The organism is Hyphomicrobium sp. (genome assembly GCF_009026145.1).
Taxonomy (GTDB): domain Bacteria; phylum Pseudomonadota; class Alphaproteobacteria; order Rhizobiales; family Hyphomicrobiaceae; genus Hyphomicrobium_A.
The window spans coordinates 1-17,405 of the sequence record NZ_WBUE01000027.1 but is presented as its reverse complement, the minus strand read 5'-3'; the positions used below and the strand labels follow the sequence as shown (position 1 = coordinate 17,405).

Genomic DNA, 17,405 nt, shown 5'->3' with positions numbered 1-17,405 from the left:
GAGACGAAGATGATGAAGGCCTCCCTTGCCGTTGCGCTGACGCTTGGCATCACGCTGGCGCCGCTCGCCAACGTGCAGGCCGCCGACGCAGCGCTGGAGCTCAAATGGGCTCAGCTCATGCCGCCGGTCGAGGCGGTGAAGCCGAAGCCGAAGACGTTCTTCTCCGGCGCGACCCCGGGGGCGCCGGGGGCTGACGATGGACCCGCTCCGCCGCCATTGCCGGAGGGCGCCTTCATGTCGATGAAGCGCAAGCAACCGGGTGGCGATCAGCCGCCGCGCGTCGTCAACGCGTTCAACGGCAAGCGCGTGAAGATCGGCGGCTACGTCGTGCCGCTCGATTTCGAGGCGACGACGATCAAGGAGTTCCTGCTTGTGCCGTTCATCGGGGCCTGCATCCACGTGCCCCCGCCGCCGGCCAACCAGATCGTTTACGTCAAGGCTGAAAAGGGCTTCCAGATCGCCGGGCAGTTCGATCCGGTGTGGGTGACCGGCACCCTGAAGACGGAGACGGCGTTCACCGGCCTTGCCGATGCCGGCTATTCGCTGGATGCCGACAGCGTCGAGCAGCGACCCGAATGATCAGGCAATTCCCGCGGGAACAGTGGGCCCGCCGGCCCGGCTGTACGCGGGCAGACGGTCACTGCGCGGGCGTGATAGACTGTCGCGGCCGGACATGAGCGCCGAACAAGGAAAACCCCGATGCCCAACTTTCTTTCCAGGAGTTACGCGGCGACGCGGGAGTTCGTGGCCGATACGACGCTCGGCGACACGGGCTTCTTCTTCCACTTCTCCGCCTACGTGCTCGTCAACGCGATCCTCATCGCCATCAATCTGCTGACGACGCCCGATCGGCTGTGGTTCTACTGGCCGCTGCTCGGCTGGGGCATCGGCATCCTGGCGCATGGCTTGGCGGTGAAATTCTCCGCTGAGGAGCGCGTGCGGCGCAGGGCGCGCTCGCGCCATCCAGGCGGCGCCTAGGCTTCGCCGACGCCGCTCGGCTTGCGGCGCACGCGCTCGGCCATCAATTTCATGATCTGCAGCGCGAACTCCGGCTCCTCGGCGATCAGGGCCAGGAACGCCGTCTTGTCGATGACGGCGACCTCGGTTGGTTGGCTGGCGAGTGCCGCGGCGGCGCGGGGCGAGTCATCGATCAGCGCCATCTCGCCGAACACACCGCCCGGGCCGACGTGCTCCAGAACTTTGCCGAAGCTGATGACGTCGACGGCACCGCTGCGCACGACGTACATCGCATTGCCGGCGTCCTCTTCGAGAAAGATGCGCTCGCCGGCGGCAAAGGTACGCAGCGGAATGCCGCGACGCGTGAGCATGCTGAAATCAAATGGCGCTTCCGACACAGTCCGAGATGCCCCTTGCCAAATATGGGCGTGTGTAATGGGAGCCGAGCTTTTGGCAACAGCTGACACAAGGTAGCGCGACACTCAAGCGCGCGCGAAGTAGAGCGCAAGGAACCGTTCGTAAATGCGCGTCAGTGTCTCGAGATCGGCGATCGGCACGTGCTCATCGACCTGGTGAATGGTGGCATTAAGGAGACCGAGCTCGACGACCGGGCAGTGATCCTTGATAAAGCGCGCATCCGAAGTGCCGCCGCTGGTCGACAGCTTGGGGACTCTTCCCGTTATCTCCTGCACTGCAGCCTGCATAGTTTCAACGAGCGGTCCCGGCTTGGTAACGAACACGTCGCCGGTGCCCGAGAAGGTCAGCGAGTAGCGGGCGCCCACCTCGGCAGCTGCCTTGTCGCAGGCTTCGCGCAGCCGCGTCTCCAGACGCGGGCGATCGTGGGCATCGTTGTAGCGCACGTTGAAGCGCGCCCGGGCTTGGCCCGGGATGACGTTGCTCGCTGTGTTGGGCACCGAAATCACGGTGACGACGAGGTGCGAGGGCTCGAAGTGCGCGGTGCCGTTGTCCAGCTTGAGGTTGGACAACCTATCGATGATACGCGCCAGCTTCGGTACCGGATTGTCAGCGCTATGCGGGTAGGCCGCGTGGCCCTGCTTGCCCTCGACGATGATCTCGCCGTTGAGCGAGCCGCGGCGCCCGATCTTGATCTCATCGCCGACGCTGTGGCGGCTCGACGGCTCGCCAACGATGCACGCGTGCAGCACCTCGCCGCGCGCCTTCAGCCAGTCGAGCAATTTGATGGTGCCGTTGACGCTATCACCCTCCTCGTCGCCCGTGATGAGCAGCGAGATCGACCCGGGCAGGCTGCTTCCGCCGTGGGCAAGGAAGCGTTGCGCAGCGGCGATGAAGCAGGCGATCTCGCCCTTCATGTCGACGGCACCGCGTCCGTAGAGCACGCCGTCGCGGATCTGTCCGGCAAATGGCGGTGCCGTCCAGGCGTCCACGTTTCCCGGCGGCACGACGTCGGTGTGCCCGGCAAAGCAGAGGTTGGGGCCCGTATTGCCGAGGCGCGCATAGAGGTTCTCGACATCAGGAAAGCCGGGCTCGGAGAACGTCATGCGATGGCACTCGAAACCGGCGGGAACGAGCGCCCCCTCGAGCAGGGTCAGCGCGCCGGCCTCGATGGGCGTCACGCTCGCGCAGCGGATCAGCGCTTGGGCGAGGGGCACGGGATCGGTTGCAGTCGTCATGCGGACCGTGGGGCTCCTGCCAGTGGATCGGGACCGTAGCGGTTGGGGCCGTCGGTGCCGCGAACAAATCCGTTATCGATGAACGCGAACAGGAAGTAGGCGAAGAGCGGCAGCAGCACGGACAACAGCTGCGTCGGTTCGACGGTCCCGATCCATTGCCGCACGTGCGGCCCGAGATAGAGGACGACCCCCAATGGCGCGAACAGGTAGCCCAGCCAGGCCGGTCGATCGGTATCGTTGAAGCGCTTTACAGTGATGGCCGTCATCGGCAACAGCAGTGCGATCTGCCAGATGGTGTCGGGCCCGGAAGGCGGTGGCAGCTCTTCGGCGGTGAAGAAATCCGGGTTGAGCAGCAGGCCGCCGAGCACATTGGTAATGCCGATGATGGCGAGGCCAAGCCACCACTTGGCACGGTTGATGCGGCCCCTGAGGCTGGTCAGAAGATTGATCAGAAGCGCCATGCCGCCACCTACGCCCCGATCTTCGGCGCCAGCGACGAGCTGGGCGGCCGGTCATGCATGTGCTCTTCCACCAGCTCGATCTTCTGCCACATCTTTTGGCTCAGCTCCGTCGTCAGTCGTTCGATGTCACCGACCGCCTCGATGATCACCGGGTCGCGCAGCTTGTCCGCGTAGAGGGCTGCGACCTTACCGGAAAGCGATAATAGCTCCGAGCAGTAGCTGAGATAGCGCAACAGCTCGATCTTGCTCATGGACCGCTCCGGCGAGGACGACGTGCGTGGCGCCCCGAGAGCGGTCGGATCCTTGGTGAGCTGGTGCATGTCGATGACGTGCACGATGGAGCGGAACTCGTGCAGGGCGGCGAGCGCGGCGTCGCGGCGCCAGCGGCTTTCGAGAGTGGAAAGGTAGAAGGCGGCGCCGCCCAGCACGAGCAGCAGGCTGACGCTGGCATCTACACCCTGCACGATGCTTGTCAGCTCGGTGGAGGTTTCGAGGTCAAGGGCCTTGACCACGAACCAGACGATCATTGCACCGGCCAGCCCGAGGAGGCACGCTACGGCCGCGCGCAGCGGCACGTTGGCGCGAGCGATGCGGGCGATATTTGCAGTGGCGGCACGGGCGATGCGCGTGAGCTGGCCGCTGACCCTCAGCAGGCCCGACCCCGGAAACCGCTCGCCGATGCGCTGCTCGAGCGTCTGCAGCGTCGCGATGATCTTATCCGGATCGAGCGTGTACATGGCCGAACGCTCATCTAGTCGCGCAACAGCTCGTTGATGGAGGTCTTGGCGCGCGTCTTGGCGTCGACCTGCTTGACGATGACGGCGCAATAAAGGTTCGGTCCCGGGGAGCCGTCGGGCAGCGGCTTGCCGGCCATGGAGCCGGAGACGACGACCGAGTACGGCGGCACCTTGCCGAAGTGCTTCTCGCCGGTGGCGCGGTCGATGATCGTGGTCGAGGCGCCGAGATAGACGCCCATCGACAGCACCGAGCCCTCGCCGACGACGACGCCCTCCGCCACCTCGGCGCGGGCGCCGATGAAGCAGTTGTCCTCGACGATCACGGGGCCGGCCTGCAGCGGCTCCAGCACGCCGCCGATGCCGGCGCCGCCGGAGATGTGGCAGTTCTTGCCGATCTGCGCGCAGGAGCCGACGGTCGCCCAGGTGTCGACCATCGTCCCCTCGTCGACATAGGCGCCAAGGTTCACGAACGACGGCATCAAGACGACGTTGGGAGCGATGTGGGCCGAGCGGCGCACGATCGAGCCGGGCACAGCGCGGAAGCCGGCGCGGCGGAAGTCGTCCGGTGTCATGCCGGCGAATTTGGAGGGCACCTTGTCCCACCAGGAGGCGCCGCCGGGGGCGCCGGAGATGGCGGCCATGTCGCTCAGCCGGAACGACAGAAGTACTGCCTTCTTCAGCCACTGGTTGACGACCCAGCCGCCAGAGCCCTTCTCGGCCACGCGCACCTCGCCCTTGTCGAGCAGGCCGAGCGCCTTCTCCACCGTGTCACGGACGACGCCAGTCGTTCCCGGAGAAATGCCCTGGCGCTCCTCCCAGATGGCCTCGATCGCGCTCTGCAACTCGGCGGTGTTCACGTTGGCTGACATCGGGCCCCTCGGTTCGTCACACTTAACTTGGCGGCCCGCGTTGTCGCCCGCGTGCAAAATACTGTCAATGTGAACACTTTCTCTCGTTCATCGCTTCAATTGGATACGTGCCGTTAAACCCCATTGGCCATACTGCAGAAAGTTGTGGCAGTGAGTGGCGTGGTCGGGGGGTGCGTTGTGTTGCAGGGCGAGCGAGTGGTTGCGGTAACTCCATCCGGTGCGAGTGGGAAGTGGGTTGGCCGCGATGGCTTCGTCGCCGAGGCCGCGGTGCAGCTTGACCGTATCACCGCCAACATAGCCCGGCTCGAGCGCGAGCTGGAGAGATCGAAGGCGACCGTCGTCGAAATGGCCGAGGAGGCGAACCGCACGCGGCGCTTCCAAGCCTTCGAGGAGACCCTGAAGAATTCGCGCGACTACAAGATCACCGACCTGCAACGCTGCTGCAAGGACCTCAAAGCTCGTCTGGACGCGATCGAGGGCGATAGGAGCACCTTCGCCGGGCTGACCTACAGATCGTTCGAGCCCGTGAACCGCAAGCTGGCCGAGCTCAGCACGCTGCAGATGGATATCGAGCGGGCCGAGTTCGCCGCGCGCCGCAACGAGGTGCTGTTCTTCGGCGCGCTGGCCGTCGCCGCCATGGCGCTCGCCTCGCATTTCATCTTCTAGGGCTTCTAACGCTGCGCCTCGATCAGGCGCTTGGCGTCGGCACTGTCCCACTTGGCCGGGCCGATGAGGCGCCCGATCTCGCGGCCCTCCTTGTCGATCAGGATCGTCGTCGGCATGCCGATCACTTTGAGACGAGTGCCTTCCTTGGCCGTCGGGTCGGCGTAGGCACCCAGCTTGTCCACCTTGATGCCGCTCAGGAACTTTTTCGCCCCGTCGATGCCGGACTTGTCGACCGCCAGCGCCACGACCTGAAATTTGTCGGAGCCGAGCTCGGCCTGCAGCTTGTCGAGGGCCGGCATCTCCTCGCGGCAGGGGGCGCACCATGTCGCCCATACGTTGAGCAGCACCACCTTGCCGCGAAAGTCATCGAGGCCCACCTCGGCGCCGTCGCCGTTAAGAAATCGGATATCTGGCAGGGCTTCGGGCTGCGGCTTGAACACGAAGGTCGTCATGGCGCCGGTGGCGAGCGGGTGCACCCCCGACTTGGCCTCGGACACCGACGATTCGGTGGCCGGCCCGGACGGCGCTTGATTGTCAGGCTGGCCCAACGTGACGTATACCCCCGCGAATGCCACCACCGCTGCTAGCGCGGCGACCCACGCGTAGATCAACGAGCGGTTGAGCTTCGGTAGCTGCGGCTGCTCGCTCATATGCCTTCTTTCGCCGAGTACCATCGACCGGCCCCTGACGGAGCATGAAAGCCGTGACGGACAAGTCTGCTAACCGCATGTGGGGCGGTCGTTTCACGGCCTCGCCCGCCGAGATCATGGAGGAGATAAACACCTCCATCGGCTTCGACAAGCGGCTTGCACCGCAGGACATCCGCGCCTCCAAGGCGCACGCTGCCATGCTGGCCGAGGCGGGCATCATCGACAAGGAAGACGCGGCCGCGATCATCAAGGGTCTCGATGCCGTCGCGGCCGAGATCGACAGCGGCAAGCTGGTATTCTCGCGCGCGCTCGAAGACGTGCACATGAACGTCGAGAGCCGCTTGAAGGAGGTGATCGGCACGCCGGCCGGCCGCCTGCACACGGCGCGCTCGCGCAACGATCAGGTAGCGACGGACTTCCGGCTTTACGTGCGCGAGCGCATCGACGCGCTCGATGAAGCACTCGCCGGCCTGCAACTGGCGCTGGTGCGCAAGGCTGAGGCGCATGCGGCGACCGTCATGCCGGGCTTCACGCATCTGCAGCCGGCACAACCGGTCACGTTCGGGCATCATCTTCTCGCCTACGTCGAGATGCTCAGCCGTGACCGCGGCCGCCTTGCCGACGCGCGCGCGCGGCTCAACGAGTGCCCGCTCGGCTCGGCGGCGCTTGCTGGAACCTCGTTCCCCATCGATCGGCAGGCGACGGCGAAGGCCCTCGGCTTCGACAAGCCGACCGACAACTCGCTCGATGCCGTCTCCGACCGCGACTTCGTGCTCGAGACGCTGGCCGCCGCTGCGATCTGCGCCGTGCACTTGTCACGCTTCGCCGAGGAGGTCGTCCTGTGGACGACGCCGCAGTTCGGCTTCATCAAGCTCAGCGATAAGTTCACCACCGGCTCCTCCATCATGCCGCAGAAGCGCAACCCCGACGCCGCCGAGCTAACGCGCGCCAAGGTGGGGCGCATCGCCGGGGCTTTCCAGAGCCTCTTGATCGTCATGAAGGGGCTGCCGCTCGCCTATTCGAAGGACATGCAGGAGGACAAGGAGGTCGCCTTCGACGCCCTCGACAGCCTTGGCCTCGCCGTCGCGGCGACGACCGGCATGGTCGAGGATATGCAGCCGCAGGCAGCGGCGATGCTGGCAGCGGCGGCGGGCGGCTATTCGACCGCCACCGACCTTGCCGACTGGCTGGTGAGGGTGCTGGAAATGCCGTTCCGTGACGCCCACCACGTCACCGGGCGCATCGTCGCCGCGGCAGAGGCCCAAAATCTAGCTCTGGATAAGTTGTCGCTCGCCGCCATGCAGGCGGTCGAGCCGCGCATAACCGCCGATGTTTTCTCGATTCTGAGCCCGCAGAACTCGGTGAAGAGCCGGGTCAGCCATGGGGGAACTGCGCCACAGAACGTCGCCAAAATGGCCTCCGCCTGGCGGAAGCGGTTGGAAAAGGGCCCGGCCAGGGGCTAGATATGCCAGCTACGGCCGGGCGCCTCAGTTCCGCCTCAGCGGAGGAGTGCCTTGGCATTGCTGCTGTTTTGCCAGTGTGGGGTTGTCGGGGACATGCGCGTATCGTTGACACCGAAGGCGATGGCTGGCGCCTTGCTGGCGGCCGGGCTGTGCCTCGGGTTCGGTGGCTGCGGCGTGCGCGGCTCGCTCGACCCCCCGCCGAGCGCCAAGGCGACCGGTACCGCTAAATCGGCCGAGGCCACCGGCACGCAGCCGGATTCGGCCGCTCCGCCCAAGCCGCACGAGGGCTTCGTCCTCGATCCGCTGCTGCGCTAAGCCGAATCTAGGGCTAAAGAAGCCCGCCATGCATCACTTCCACTACAAGGACGGCGTCCTTTGCGCCGAGGACGTGTCACTCGCGCGGCTCGCCGTCGAGGTGGGGACGCCCTTCTATTGCTATTCGACGGCGACGTTGGAGCGGCATTACCGTGTGCTGACGGAAGCGTTCGCGGGGCAGGACGCGCTCATCTGCTTCGCCGTCAAGGCCAACTCCAACCAGGCAGTGCTGAAGACGCTTGCCCAGCTCGGGGCCGGCATGGACGTCGTTTCCGAGGGCGAGCTGCGGCGCGCGCTCGCCGCTGGCGTTCCGGCCGGCAAGATCATCTTTGCCGGCGTCGGCAAGACGCGCGAGGAGATGGCCTACGCGCTGCAGCAGGGCATCCTCGGCTTCAACGTCGAGAGCGAGCCGGAGCTGCGCGCGCTGAGCGAGGTGGCGGCCGGCATCGGCCATACCGCGCGCATTGCCCTGCGCGTCAACCCCGACGTCGACGCCAAGACGCACGCCAAGATCTCCACCGGCAAGGCCGAGAACAAGTTCGGCATTCCGTACGGGCAGGCGCGTGAGCTCTATGCACAGGCCGCCAAGCTGCCGGGCATCGCCGTCACCGGCATTCACATGCACATCGGCAGCCAGATCACCGACTTGGAGCCGTTCCGCAACGCTTTCCGCCTGATGCGCGAGCTCGCCGAGGCGCTGATCGCCGACGGGCACAAGCTCAAGCACCTCGACATCGGCGGCGGCCTCGGGGTGCCGTACATGTCGGAGGGCGAGGTGGCACCGCTGCCGTCGGCGTATGCGGCGGTGGTGAAAGAGCAGCTCGGCGACTTGAAGCTCAAGATCGTCATGGAGCCGGGGCGCGTGATCGTCGGCAACGCCGGCGTGCTCGTCACCCGCGTGATCTACACCAAGGAGGGTGTCGACAAGACCTTCACCGTCGTCGACGCGGCGATGAACGATCTGATCCGCCCGACGCTGTACGAGGCGCAGCATGAGATTTGGCCGGTGCAGGAAGCCAAGGCGGCGATGCCAGCCATCGTGCAGGACATCGTCGGGCCGGTGTGCGAAACGGGCGACTATCTGGCGCTCGACCGCAAGCTGCCGCCGCTGCAGGGTGGCGATCTTCTCGCTGTCATGACGGCGGGTGCCTACGGCGCCGTAATGTCGTCGAGCTACAACACGCGTCCCTTGGTTCCGGAGGTGCTGGTGAACGGCGCAAACTTTGCCGTCGTGCGTCCGCGCTTCGGGGCTGAAGCGCTCATCGCCCTCGACCGCGTGCCCTCCTGGTTAACTTGAGGCGCGCCTCCAGCGCCGATCCTCTTGTAGCGATGGAGTAATGTGGGCAAGTTAGAGCGCTTGTCCATTCCGGCCTTTACGAGGGCTGCGCGTATGAGCGACCAGCAACCCTATCGCATGATCATCCGCCAGACGATCTTCGGACTGCGGCCGGGTGCGACGTACAGGCTGCGGTTCGATCAGATCGGCGACGTCTTCCCGCCCGGCATGATCGGTTGTGACATTCACCCAAGAGCATTGGCCAACCTGCGCGCGTTCGCCGATGACGTCGACTGCACCGTGACCAAGGATGACGCGCAGCGGGCGTTCATCTTCCGCAAGCGGAACTAGCCCACGCCGGCGTAGGGCAATCGGGTGACATTCATAACGGCCGCGCTCGTGATATCTGCGATACAGCATCGCTCATTCCCCCAGGTCCCGCGATTGATGACCAAATTTTAATCCAGTCGCGACGGCGCGCCGCTAGGCCGGCCGCAATGTTCCGGCTATCGTTTGAGGATGTCGGAGCCGAAGGCCGCCTCCCCCGTCGACGCCAAGTTCGCACGCAAGGTGCGCGCTAGCCGCTGGGCGCTGCTGTTCGAGCGCCTGTGGCCGCGCATGTGGCTGATCCTCGGCCTCGCCGGTCTGTTCCTGCTGGCTTCGCTCGCCGGCCTATGGCCCCTGTTGCCCGACCCCGCCCACTACGTCGTTCTCGCCGCCTTCGCAGTCGCCGGCATCGCCGCGCTGCTTTACGCCGTGCGCGTGCCGTTCCCCACCCACGAGGAGGCGGTGCGGCGCATCGAGCGCGTCTCCGGCGTGCCGCATCGACCCGCCTCGTCCTACGAGGATACGGTCACCGCCAACGCGGATGATCCGCGCACCGCCGCCATTTGGCAGGCGCACCGCGCCCGTCTCGCCTCGGCGCTCGCTAGGCTGCGCGTCGGGCCGCCGCATCCGCGCGCCGACCGCCAGGACCCGATCGCGCTGCGAGCCCTGCTGGTCCTCGGCGTCGTGGCGTTGCTCGCCCTCGTCGGCGACAGCGCTTCCGATCGCCTACGCTCGGCGTTCCGCTTCAACTCGATGATTGCCCTCGCCGAGGCGCGCCTCGACGCGTGGGTGACGCCGCCGTCCTACACCGGCAAGCCGCCGCTCATGTTGGCCGACGGCGCCCGCGGTCCTGCCTCGACCACGTCGCAGCCGAAGCTCGTGGAGGTGCCGGAGCGCAGCGTGCTCATTGTGCGCACCAGCGGCAAAGGGCTCGGCGCGCCCTCGCTCGAGGTGTTCGCCGAGGGCTCGACCGAGCGCAAGCTGATCGAAGCCAAGCAACCGGAGGCGGGCAAGTCGTCGGCGCCGAGCAGCGACATCGCCGAGATCCGCTATGAGATGCGCTCCTCGGCCGAGATCCGCGTCTTGTCGGGCGGCTCGGAGCTGGCGCGCTGGGCGTTCTACGTGAAGCCGGACAAGCCGCCCGTTGTCGCCATCACCAAGCAGCCCGAGCGCACGCGCCGCGGCTCGATGAAGCTCACCTACTCGGCCGAGGACGACTACGGCGTCGTCTCCGCCAACGCCGACGTGAAGCGTGACCGCAGCGCCGAGAAGCCCGTCGATCCGAAGAAGGCGTGGGCGCAGCCGCAGGTGCTGAAAGGCCCGCGCCCGCCCTACGAGCGCCCGCCCGAGATCGCCTTGCGCCTGCCGCGTCCGTCGCAGAAGGAGGCGCAGACCTACATCGACTTCGGCCCGCATCCCTATGCCGGGCGCGAGGTCATCCTGACGCTCGAAGCCAAGGACCTTGCCGGCAACGTCGGGCGCTCCAAGCCGATGAAGCTCGTTCTGCCGCAGCGTCAGTTCGAAAAGCCGCTGGCCCGCGCCGTCGTCGAGCAGCGTGCCAAGCTGCTCGATGACCCGCGCTATGTTCCGCTCGTCAAGCGCGCCCTCGAAGCGCTGACGCTGGAGCCGGAGGGCTTCATCGACTCGACCTCGATCTATCTCGGCATGCGCGCCGCTATCCGCGGCCTGGAGCGCGATACCTCGCGCCAGGGTCTCAAGAGCATCACCGACGGCATGTGGGAGCTGGCGCTACGCATCGAGGATGGCGACCTTTCCGACGCCGAGAAGGCATTGAAGGAGGCGCAGGACAAGCTCGCCGACGCGCTGGAGAAGGGCGCGCCCGATTCCGAGATCGATCAGCTCATGCAGGAGCTGCGCGAGGCGCTGTCCAAGTACGTCGAGCAGCTGACCAAGAACGCGCAGGATCAGGCTCCTCCCGAGGGGCTCGATCAGCAGAACCAGCAGCTGAGCCAGCAAGACCTCGACCAGATGATGAAGAACCTCGAGGACATGACCAAGGCTGGCTCGCGCGATCAGGCGCAGCAGATGCTGAGCCAGTTGCGCGATCTCTTGGAGCGCCTGCAGTCCGGGCAGATCTCCAAGGAGCAGGCCGAGCGCGGGCGCCAGATGCAGAAGAAGCTCGACGAGCTCGGCGGCCTCGTTGGCCAGCAGCAGCGGCTGATGGACGATACCTATCGCGAAAATCGCCGCCAGCAGCAGCAGCCGGGCGGGACCATGCCGGGCGAGAATGGCCAGCGGCAGAGCCAGAGCCAGCAGGGTCAAGGTATGCCCGGACAGGAAGGCCAGCAGGGCCAGCAAGGGCAGCGCGGCCAGCAGGGCAAGGGCCTCAGCCAGCAGCAGCAAGCGCTGAAGGAGGAGCTTGAAAAGCTGCGCCGCGAGCTCGAGGAGCTGGGCGCCGGGCAGGACGAGCTCAACAGGGCGCGCGACGCCATGGAGAACGCGCAGCGTGCGCTTGAAGAGGGCGACACCAACACCGCGCTGGGCGATCAGTCGGAGGCGCTCGACCAGATGCGCCAGGGCGCGCAGAAGATGGCCGAGGGCATGGCCAAGGATGGCGCCTCGCGCTACGGCCAGAACGGCGATCAGCCGCGCGATCCGCTCGGCCGTCCGCAGCGCTTCCAGGGTCCTGACGCCGGCAACTCGGTGAAGGTGCCGGACGAGATCGATATGCAGCGGGCGCGCGAGATCCTCGAGGAGCTGCGCCGCCGCCTCGCGCAGCCGGCGCGGCCGATGCAGGAGCTCGACTACTACGAGCGCCTGCTGCGCCGCTTCTAATCGCTCTCCAATTTACCATGCGCGAAGTTGGACGCGGGCGACCGCGATTTCGCCATCGTGATGGCCGATGTCGGTTGTCGCGATGCGTATCGTTCGGGGCGTTCTATTCATCTTGATGCTGCTTGCGTGGCCTTGGCAGGGAGCCATAGCGGCCGACGCTTGCGCCGACGGCGAGCTGCGTCCCGCAAAGACCGCCGACGGGGACACGCTGCTTCTCAGCTGGGTCGGCAAGGTCAACGCAAGGATGGCCCCGGCCATAGACGCCGCGTTTGAAGCCCACAAGCGGCGAACGAAATCGGTCGAGCTCTCACTGCAGTCGTGTGGCGGCCGCACCGATTACATGGCTGCGACCATTGGCGTCCTGCACCACATCAAGACGACGCACGAACTCACCACGCTGGTCGAGCAGGGCGCAACGTGCGCTTCCGCCTGCATTCCTGTCTTCCTCGCCGCCGACCGGCGCCGCGCCGCCACGAGCAGCCTGTGGTTCTTTCACCGCACGTGGCGATACCAGCTCACAGGTAGTGTCGACGCGGTGCTGACCGCCGGACCCGGCACCTACTCGGTGGCGGGTTTCCTCAATCGCTACTACGCGCCGGCGGGGGTATCACCCAAATGGCTGGCGCGCCTCAAAGAGGTCATCGAGAACAACGACGGCTACTGGCAGACCGGGCGAGACCTGTGGGATGCCAAGAGCGGCATCATCACGGAAACGATCGGGGACATTCAGCCCCAGGATTCCCGGCCGATATATCTGGCGCCGGCGCCGGGATGCACGGCCATGTGCAGGGGCTGAGCCGCCGGCTCGTCAGCGCGCCGGGGCGAGGCGCACGGCGAGGCCGCTGACGACTTGATGGCTGACGATCTCTGTCGAGATGCGGCCGCCGGGTGCCGGCGCGCCGCTGAGCCAGCGCTTCGCCTGCCGCCACAGATCGACCGGCAGCCAGCTGCCTTCGACCTCGCTCAGCGGCGCGCCATAGTGCGCGTAGGTGAACTTGTACTCGATGAACAACGACAGCTTGGCGAGCCGCAGCTCGACTCCCAGCAGCGCCTGCCCCGCCGGGCCAGCGTAGTTGTATTCGTACGTGCGCGGCCGGCTGCCGTTGGCCAGCTCGAACTCCGTGTGCGGCAGCAGCACGCCGGCGCCGGCGCCGACATAGGGGCTGACGCGTGCGCCGATGCCCGGCAGCCGCAACAGCCCGTTGAGCAGCAGCATGTTGTGGCCGTGCGAGAACTCGAGCTTGCTGACGATGTCCTTGATGCGCGCGCGCGGCGGCAACGGCTGACCGTCGAGGGTGCCGGAGAAGCTGGCCTCCTCCTCGAGCGGCGCGATCGCCTTCGAGTGGATGAAGTCGATACCGGCGCCGGTCTTGCCGCCGGCGAACCACTGGGCGACACGCGCGCCGTAGTAGATCGGGCTCTTGAACGGGTCGGTGTACCAGTTGATCGGGTCGATGGTGAAATCGGTGGCGCCCGTCGCGTTCGGGTTCTCGACCCGCGCGGCGCTCGGATAATTGTACGGGGCGCCGGTGAAGGCGCCGATCACCGTTTCGCGGCCGAGGGCAGCGGAGGAGCTGTCGCCGCCACCGCGGCGATCGGCATGCGCCGGCTCATTATCCACGCGCGCCTGCTCGAGGACACCGGCAGCGGCCTGCGCAGTAAGCAGAAGCGCGGCGGCGAACGCTGCCACTGCATCCCAGCGGCGTCGGCTTGGTGCGCCTGCGCCGGCAGGCACCCAGCCGAGTGTGAGTAGTTCCGCCATCGGCACGTTCCCCCCGGTTGTTCTCATTGCGCCGCTGCGCGGGCTGCAGTGCCCCGCGGCAAAGTAAGCGAGACGCACTGCGGCGCCAATTCACCGCGGCCTGCCTCCGGTGTGCCCCGTTGACGCGGCCCCGATGACGCGGCCCCGATGATGCGGTTCAGGACGATGTACGCGGCGCCGAAAGCCGCTCCAGCATGCGGTAGACGGCGGTGATCTGCGGGGCGTCGCGCGTCAGATAGTCCGGCCCGGTGTACCCCCACCAGTCCCAGCAGCCCTGCGGGTTCAGCGGCGTCGCCGCCGTCTGCGGAAAGAGAACGATCAAGTTGTTGGTGTCGGCCCAGCGGGCATAGCCCGAATCACGCGCGAAAGCGTCGCCGACGAAGGTTCGGTTTTGTCCACAGCCGTGAAATGCAATGTGCACGCGGCAGCCGGCGTTGGTCTGGCAAGCTTGCGGCACGTAGACGAGGCCGTCATCGCTGAGCCCGTGGTTGGAAAGACCCTCGGTGAAGGCGTCTTGGTCGAATACCTGGAATTGGCCGGTCATCTGCTCGGCCGGGGCGCTGAGCGAGCCGTAGATCTGGCCGAGCAGCGCGCCGGCTTGGTCGTAGTTGCAGTCGACAATGTACGGCTTGCCGGTGTGATCGCACTCGGGGCCCCGGTCGGCGGTAACGAAAGCATGCCCGGCAGGGATGTCGGACACGTAGAGGATCTGCGACGCCGGCACCCCGATATCCTCGTAGAACTTGCGCGCCGCATCGACGATAGCCGGCACCACGGTGGTGTCGTTCTTGCCCGTGAAGAGATAGATGCGGTCAGCCTTCACATCCGCGATGGGGTCGATGCGGTTGTGCTCGGCGAGCCGCTCGGCACGCTCCGCGAGCAGCGCCGGGTTGGGGACGCCGAACGCCTGCAGCGCATTGAGCATGCAGCCGTTGATGGCCTTGGTCAGGTTGAGCAGCGCCGTTCCCGGGCCTGGGATGACGTCGGCATAGAGGCTTTCCGAGCAACCATACGGACCGCCGGCAATGATCGCGGCACCAACGACGTCCTTGGCGTGCGCCATCTCGAACTGCCCGGCCATGTAGGCGCCGGACGAAATCCCGGAGACCGACGTTGCGTCGCGCTGTGCTTCGAGAGCCGGTAGATCGGCGGCCGGCTGCTCGCTGCAGCCGCCGAGAGTTGCGGCGAGTGCCAATAGAACGATGGGGATCGGGCGTCGTTTCATTGCGCTCGCGCCGCTGCGGAATCTCATGCGACGAGACTACCGCTTCTGCCCATCGCCCGCCATCGTCGCGAGCTCGCTCGAAGTCTTGAGCCTGACGGTGACGCGATCAACGCGACCCCTGGCGTCGACCACGGAAAGCTTGACGAAGCCACTGCCGTCGGGCTGCCACACGACCTGCCGGGCGCGCGGGTCAGAGCTGATCGGCGCACCGTTAACGAGCCAGGTGAGCGGTAGCACCCCGCCGCTGGCCTTCAGCAACAATGGATCGTCCCCCTCGGTCTCGACCTCGGCGCGGTCGGGCGGGAAGGCGATGAGCACGCGCGGTTCCAGGAACGGCCCCTGCGCGATCTCGCCGCCCTCGCGGAAGCGCTTCAGCGGCGGTGGCAGTTCGGAGCCGGTGACGCGCAGGGCGCCCGCGGGTGCCGAGGGAAGCGCGGCGCGCTTGTCGCCGAGGCGGGCGAAAGCGTCGAACAGGATCGGCGCGGCGGCGAGCCGCCCCGAGAGTCCCGGCGTCGAGGCGCCGTCGGGGCGTCCGACCCACACGGCGACAGTGTACTTGCCGTCGTAGCCGATCGCCCAGGCATCGCGATAGCCGTACGAGGTGCCGGTCTTGTACGCGAAACGGCCCGATTTGGCGTTGGTTGGTGGTGGTGCATCCTTCAGGATGTCGGAAATGTACCACGCCGCAAGGGGTGACAGCAGCAGCCGGCGCGGCGGTTGTTTCCCGTGAAGCAATGCCTTCGCCGCTGTGGCCACGTCGGCACGTCGATGCATCAGCGGGACGACGTCGCCGCCGCGCGCCAGTCCCGCGTAGAGCGTCGCAACGTCGCGTAGCGTCAGCCCGACGCCCCCGAGCGCCATGGCCAGCGTCGGCAAGCTCTTGTCGGGGAAGGCCGGCTCGACGCCGACCTTTCTGAAGCGGCCGGCGACCTTGCCTGGGCCAACCGCCGCCAGCACCTTCACCGCCGGGATGTTGAGGGATTGCGCCAGGGCATCGCGGATGGTCACCGTGCCGTGAAAGTCCTCGTCGAAGTTCTTCGGCGCATAGTTGCCGAAGCGCACGGCGCGGTCCTCGATGAGCGTCTCAGGGTGCGCAAGGCCAGCCTCGAAGGCGAGACCGTAGATGAAGGGTTTCAACGTGGAGCCGGGCGAGCGCATGGCGATCGCCATGTCGATGGCGCCGAAGCGAGCATCGTCGAGATAGCCCGCCGAGCCGACGTGGGCGATAACCTCGCCGGTCGTATGGTCGACGGCCAGGATGGCGGCCGACAGCTTCTGGCCCAGCAGCTTGGTCTGCTCCTCGGCGAGGCCCTCGAGCGCCCGCTGCACCGCGCGGTCGATGGTCAGGCGGTGGATCGTCTCCTTCGGCTGCGCCATCACCTCGGCCTCGGCGAGGTGCGGGGCGAGCTTGGGGAAGGCGCGGCGCCCGACCGGCACCGGCTCCTGGGCGGCGCGACTTGCTTCCGCGGTGGTGATCACGCCCTCTTCCGCCGCCCGCTGCAGCACGCGGTCGCGGGCGATGCGCGCCGCACGCGGGTTGCGGTCGGGGCGCCGCCACTCGGGCGACTGCGGCAGGGCGACGAGCAGCGCCGCCTCGCCGACCGACAGACGGCGCGGCTCCTTGCCGAAGTAGGCGAGCGAGGCCGCGCGCACGCCCTCGATGTTGCCGCCGAACGGGGCGAGGCGCAGGTAGAGGGCCAGGATCTGCTGCTTCGAGAGGTGATGCTCGAGGCGCAGAGCGCCGACGATCTGGCGCACCTTGGCGCTGCCCGAGCGCTCGTAGCGACCCTCGATGAGGCGTGCGACCTGCATGGTTAGCGTCGAGCCGCCGGAGACGATGCGGCGGTTCTCGACGAGCTGTAACGCTGCTCGCGCCAGCGAGCGCATGTCGACACCGCCGTGCTCATAGAAGCGCTTGTCCTCGAAGGCCATGAGCATGGCGAGGTAGCGCTGATCGACGTCGCTCACCTCGATGGGTAGGCGCCAGCGGCCATCGGGCGTGGTGAAGGCGCGCAGCAGTCGGTTGCGCCGGTCGAGCACGGTGGTCGAGACCTGCTCCGCCTGCGCAAGGTTCGGTGGGCCCAACCGGTCGATCGCGACATAGCCGCCGGCAGCGCTCACGGCAGCGACGCCGACCAAACCGCCGGCACCCATCGTGATCCAGCGCGCGACGCGCTGCCGACGTGTACTCGGCAGCCGCGGCAATCGCAGCCCTACTCCCCTCCCCCTTTGTGGGGAGGGGTTGGGGG

General features: G+C 66.9%; 18 protein-coding genes. 9 read left to right on the top strand and 9 right to left on the bottom strand.

Features of this window, described 5'->3' with window-relative positions:
* Positions 1-9 precede the first annotated feature (9 nt).
* On the top strand, positions 10-579 hold the full coding sequence (locus F9K20_RS17250) for a DUF3299 domain-containing protein (RefSeq protein WP_291004674.1): 570 nt from the start codon (positions 10-12) through the stop codon (positions 577-579).
* 120 nt (positions 580-699) lie between these two features.
* Positions 700-978, top strand: a complete 279-nt coding sequence (locus F9K20_RS17245) for a 2TM domain-containing protein (RefSeq protein ID WP_291004671.1) — start codon at positions 700-702, stop codon at positions 976-978.
* Here F9K20_RS17245 and F9K20_RS17240 read toward each other — a convergent pair.
* From F9K20_RS17240 to dapD, 5 genes are all read right to left on the bottom strand, one after another.
* On the bottom strand, positions 975-1,328 hold the full coding sequence (locus F9K20_RS17240; RefSeq protein ID WP_291004669.1) for a Crp/Fnr family transcriptional regulator: 354 nt from the start codon (positions 1,326-1,328) through the stop codon (positions 975-977). The genes F9K20_RS17245 and F9K20_RS17240 overlap by 4 nt on opposite strands.
* 111 nt (positions 1,329-1,439) lie before the next feature.
* Positions 1,440-2,609: a succinyl-diaminopimelate desuccinylase gene (gene dapE, locus F9K20_RS17235; protein WP_291004666.1), complete on the bottom strand. Its 1,170-nt coding sequence runs from the start codon at positions 2,607-2,609 to the stop codon at positions 1,440-1,442.
* Positions 2,606-3,070: a DUF805 domain-containing protein gene (locus tag F9K20_RS17230; RefSeq protein ID WP_291004663.1), complete on the bottom strand. Its 465-nt coding sequence runs from the start codon at positions 3,068-3,070 to the stop codon at positions 2,606-2,608. The genes dapE and F9K20_RS17230 overlap by 4 nt, the downstream gene beginning before the upstream one ends.
* A gap of 8 nt (positions 3,071-3,078) precedes the next feature.
* Complete coding sequence (locus F9K20_RS17225; RefSeq protein WP_291004660.1) at positions 3,079-3,807, bottom strand: hypothetical protein; 729 nt, start codon at positions 3,805-3,807, stop codon at positions 3,079-3,081.
* Positions 3,808-3,821: 14 nt separating this feature from the next.
* Positions 3,822-4,664 (bottom strand): 2,3,4,5-tetrahydropyridine-2,6-dicarboxylate N-succinyltransferase, encoded by an 843-nt coding sequence (gene dapD / locus F9K20_RS17220; protein WP_291004795.1) that lies wholly within the window; start codon positions 4,662-4,664, stop codon positions 3,822-3,824.
* 207 nt (positions 4,665-4,871) lie between these two features.
* On the opposite strand from dapD, the gene F9K20_RS17215 reads away from it, so the two are divergent.
* Positions 4,872-5,342 (top strand): hypothetical protein, encoded by a 471-nt coding sequence (locus tag F9K20_RS17215; RefSeq protein WP_291004657.1) that lies wholly within the window; start codon positions 4,872-4,874, stop codon positions 5,340-5,342.
* Between the two features lie 5 nt (positions 5,343-5,347).
* On the opposite strand, the gene F9K20_RS17210 is transcribed toward F9K20_RS17215, so the two are convergent.
* Positions 5,348-5,992, bottom strand: a complete 645-nt coding sequence (locus F9K20_RS17210; protein ID WP_291004653.1) for a TlpA disulfide reductase family protein — start codon at positions 5,990-5,992, stop codon at positions 5,348-5,350.
* Between the two features lie 77 nt (positions 5,993-6,069).
* Between F9K20_RS17210 and argH the strand changes: the two genes are divergently transcribed.
* The 6 genes from argH (at position 6,070) to F9K20_RS17180 (ending at position 12,965) form a co-directional block, all read left to right on the top strand.
* Entirely contained in the window at positions 6,070-7,455 is a 1,386-nt protein-coding gene (argH, locus tag F9K20_RS17205; protein ID WP_291004792.1) for an argininosuccinate lyase, read from the top strand.
* 93 nt (positions 7,456-7,548) lie between these two features.
* Positions 7,549-7,770: a lipoprotein gene (locus F9K20_RS17200; RefSeq protein WP_291004650.1), complete on the top strand. Its 222-nt coding sequence runs from the start codon at positions 7,549-7,551 to the stop codon at positions 7,768-7,770.
* A 28-nt stretch (positions 7,771-7,798) separates the two neighbouring features.
* Positions 7,799-9,067 carry a diaminopimelate decarboxylase gene (gene lysA, locus F9K20_RS17195; protein WP_291004647.1) on the top strand — a complete coding sequence of 423 codons (1,269 nt, stop codon included), beginning with the start codon at positions 7,799-7,801 and terminating at the stop codon, positions 9,065-9,067.
* Positions 9,068-9,160: 93 nt separating this feature from the next.
* Complete coding sequence (locus F9K20_RS17190; protein WP_291004646.1) at positions 9,161-9,397, top strand: hypothetical protein; 237 nt, start codon at positions 9,161-9,163, stop codon at positions 9,395-9,397.
* Between the two features lie 168 nt (positions 9,398-9,565).
* The gene (locus F9K20_RS17185) at positions 9,566-12,169 is read left to right on the top strand and encodes a TIGR02302 family protein (protein ID WP_291004643.1); all 2,604 of its coding nucleotides are present in this window, start codon (positions 9,566-9,568) and stop codon (positions 12,167-12,169) included.
* Between the two features lie 82 nt (positions 12,170-12,251).
* Complete coding sequence (locus tag F9K20_RS17180; protein WP_291004640.1) at positions 12,252-12,965, top strand: hypothetical protein; 714 nt, start codon at positions 12,252-12,254, stop codon at positions 12,963-12,965.
* Between the two features lie 12 nt (positions 12,966-12,977).
* Here F9K20_RS17180 and F9K20_RS17175 read toward each other — a convergent pair whose 3' ends face one another.
* The 3 genes from F9K20_RS17175 to pbpC all read right to left on the bottom strand — a co-directional run.
* Entirely contained in the window at positions 12,978-13,931 is a 954-nt protein-coding gene (locus F9K20_RS17175) for a hypothetical protein (protein ID WP_291004638.1), read from the bottom strand.
* A 157-nt stretch (positions 13,932-14,088) separates the two neighbouring features.
* Positions 14,089-15,156, bottom strand: coding sequence for a poly(3-hydroxybutyrate) depolymerase (locus F9K20_RS17170; RefSeq protein WP_291004635.1), 1,068 nt, complete (start codon positions 15,154-15,156; stop codon positions 14,089-14,091).
* Between the two features lie 36 nt (positions 15,157-15,192).
* Positions 15,193-17,405: penicillin-binding protein 1C (pbpC, locus tag F9K20_RS17165; RefSeq protein WP_367238381.1), on the bottom strand; the 2,213-nt coding region annotated here is incomplete at its 5' end.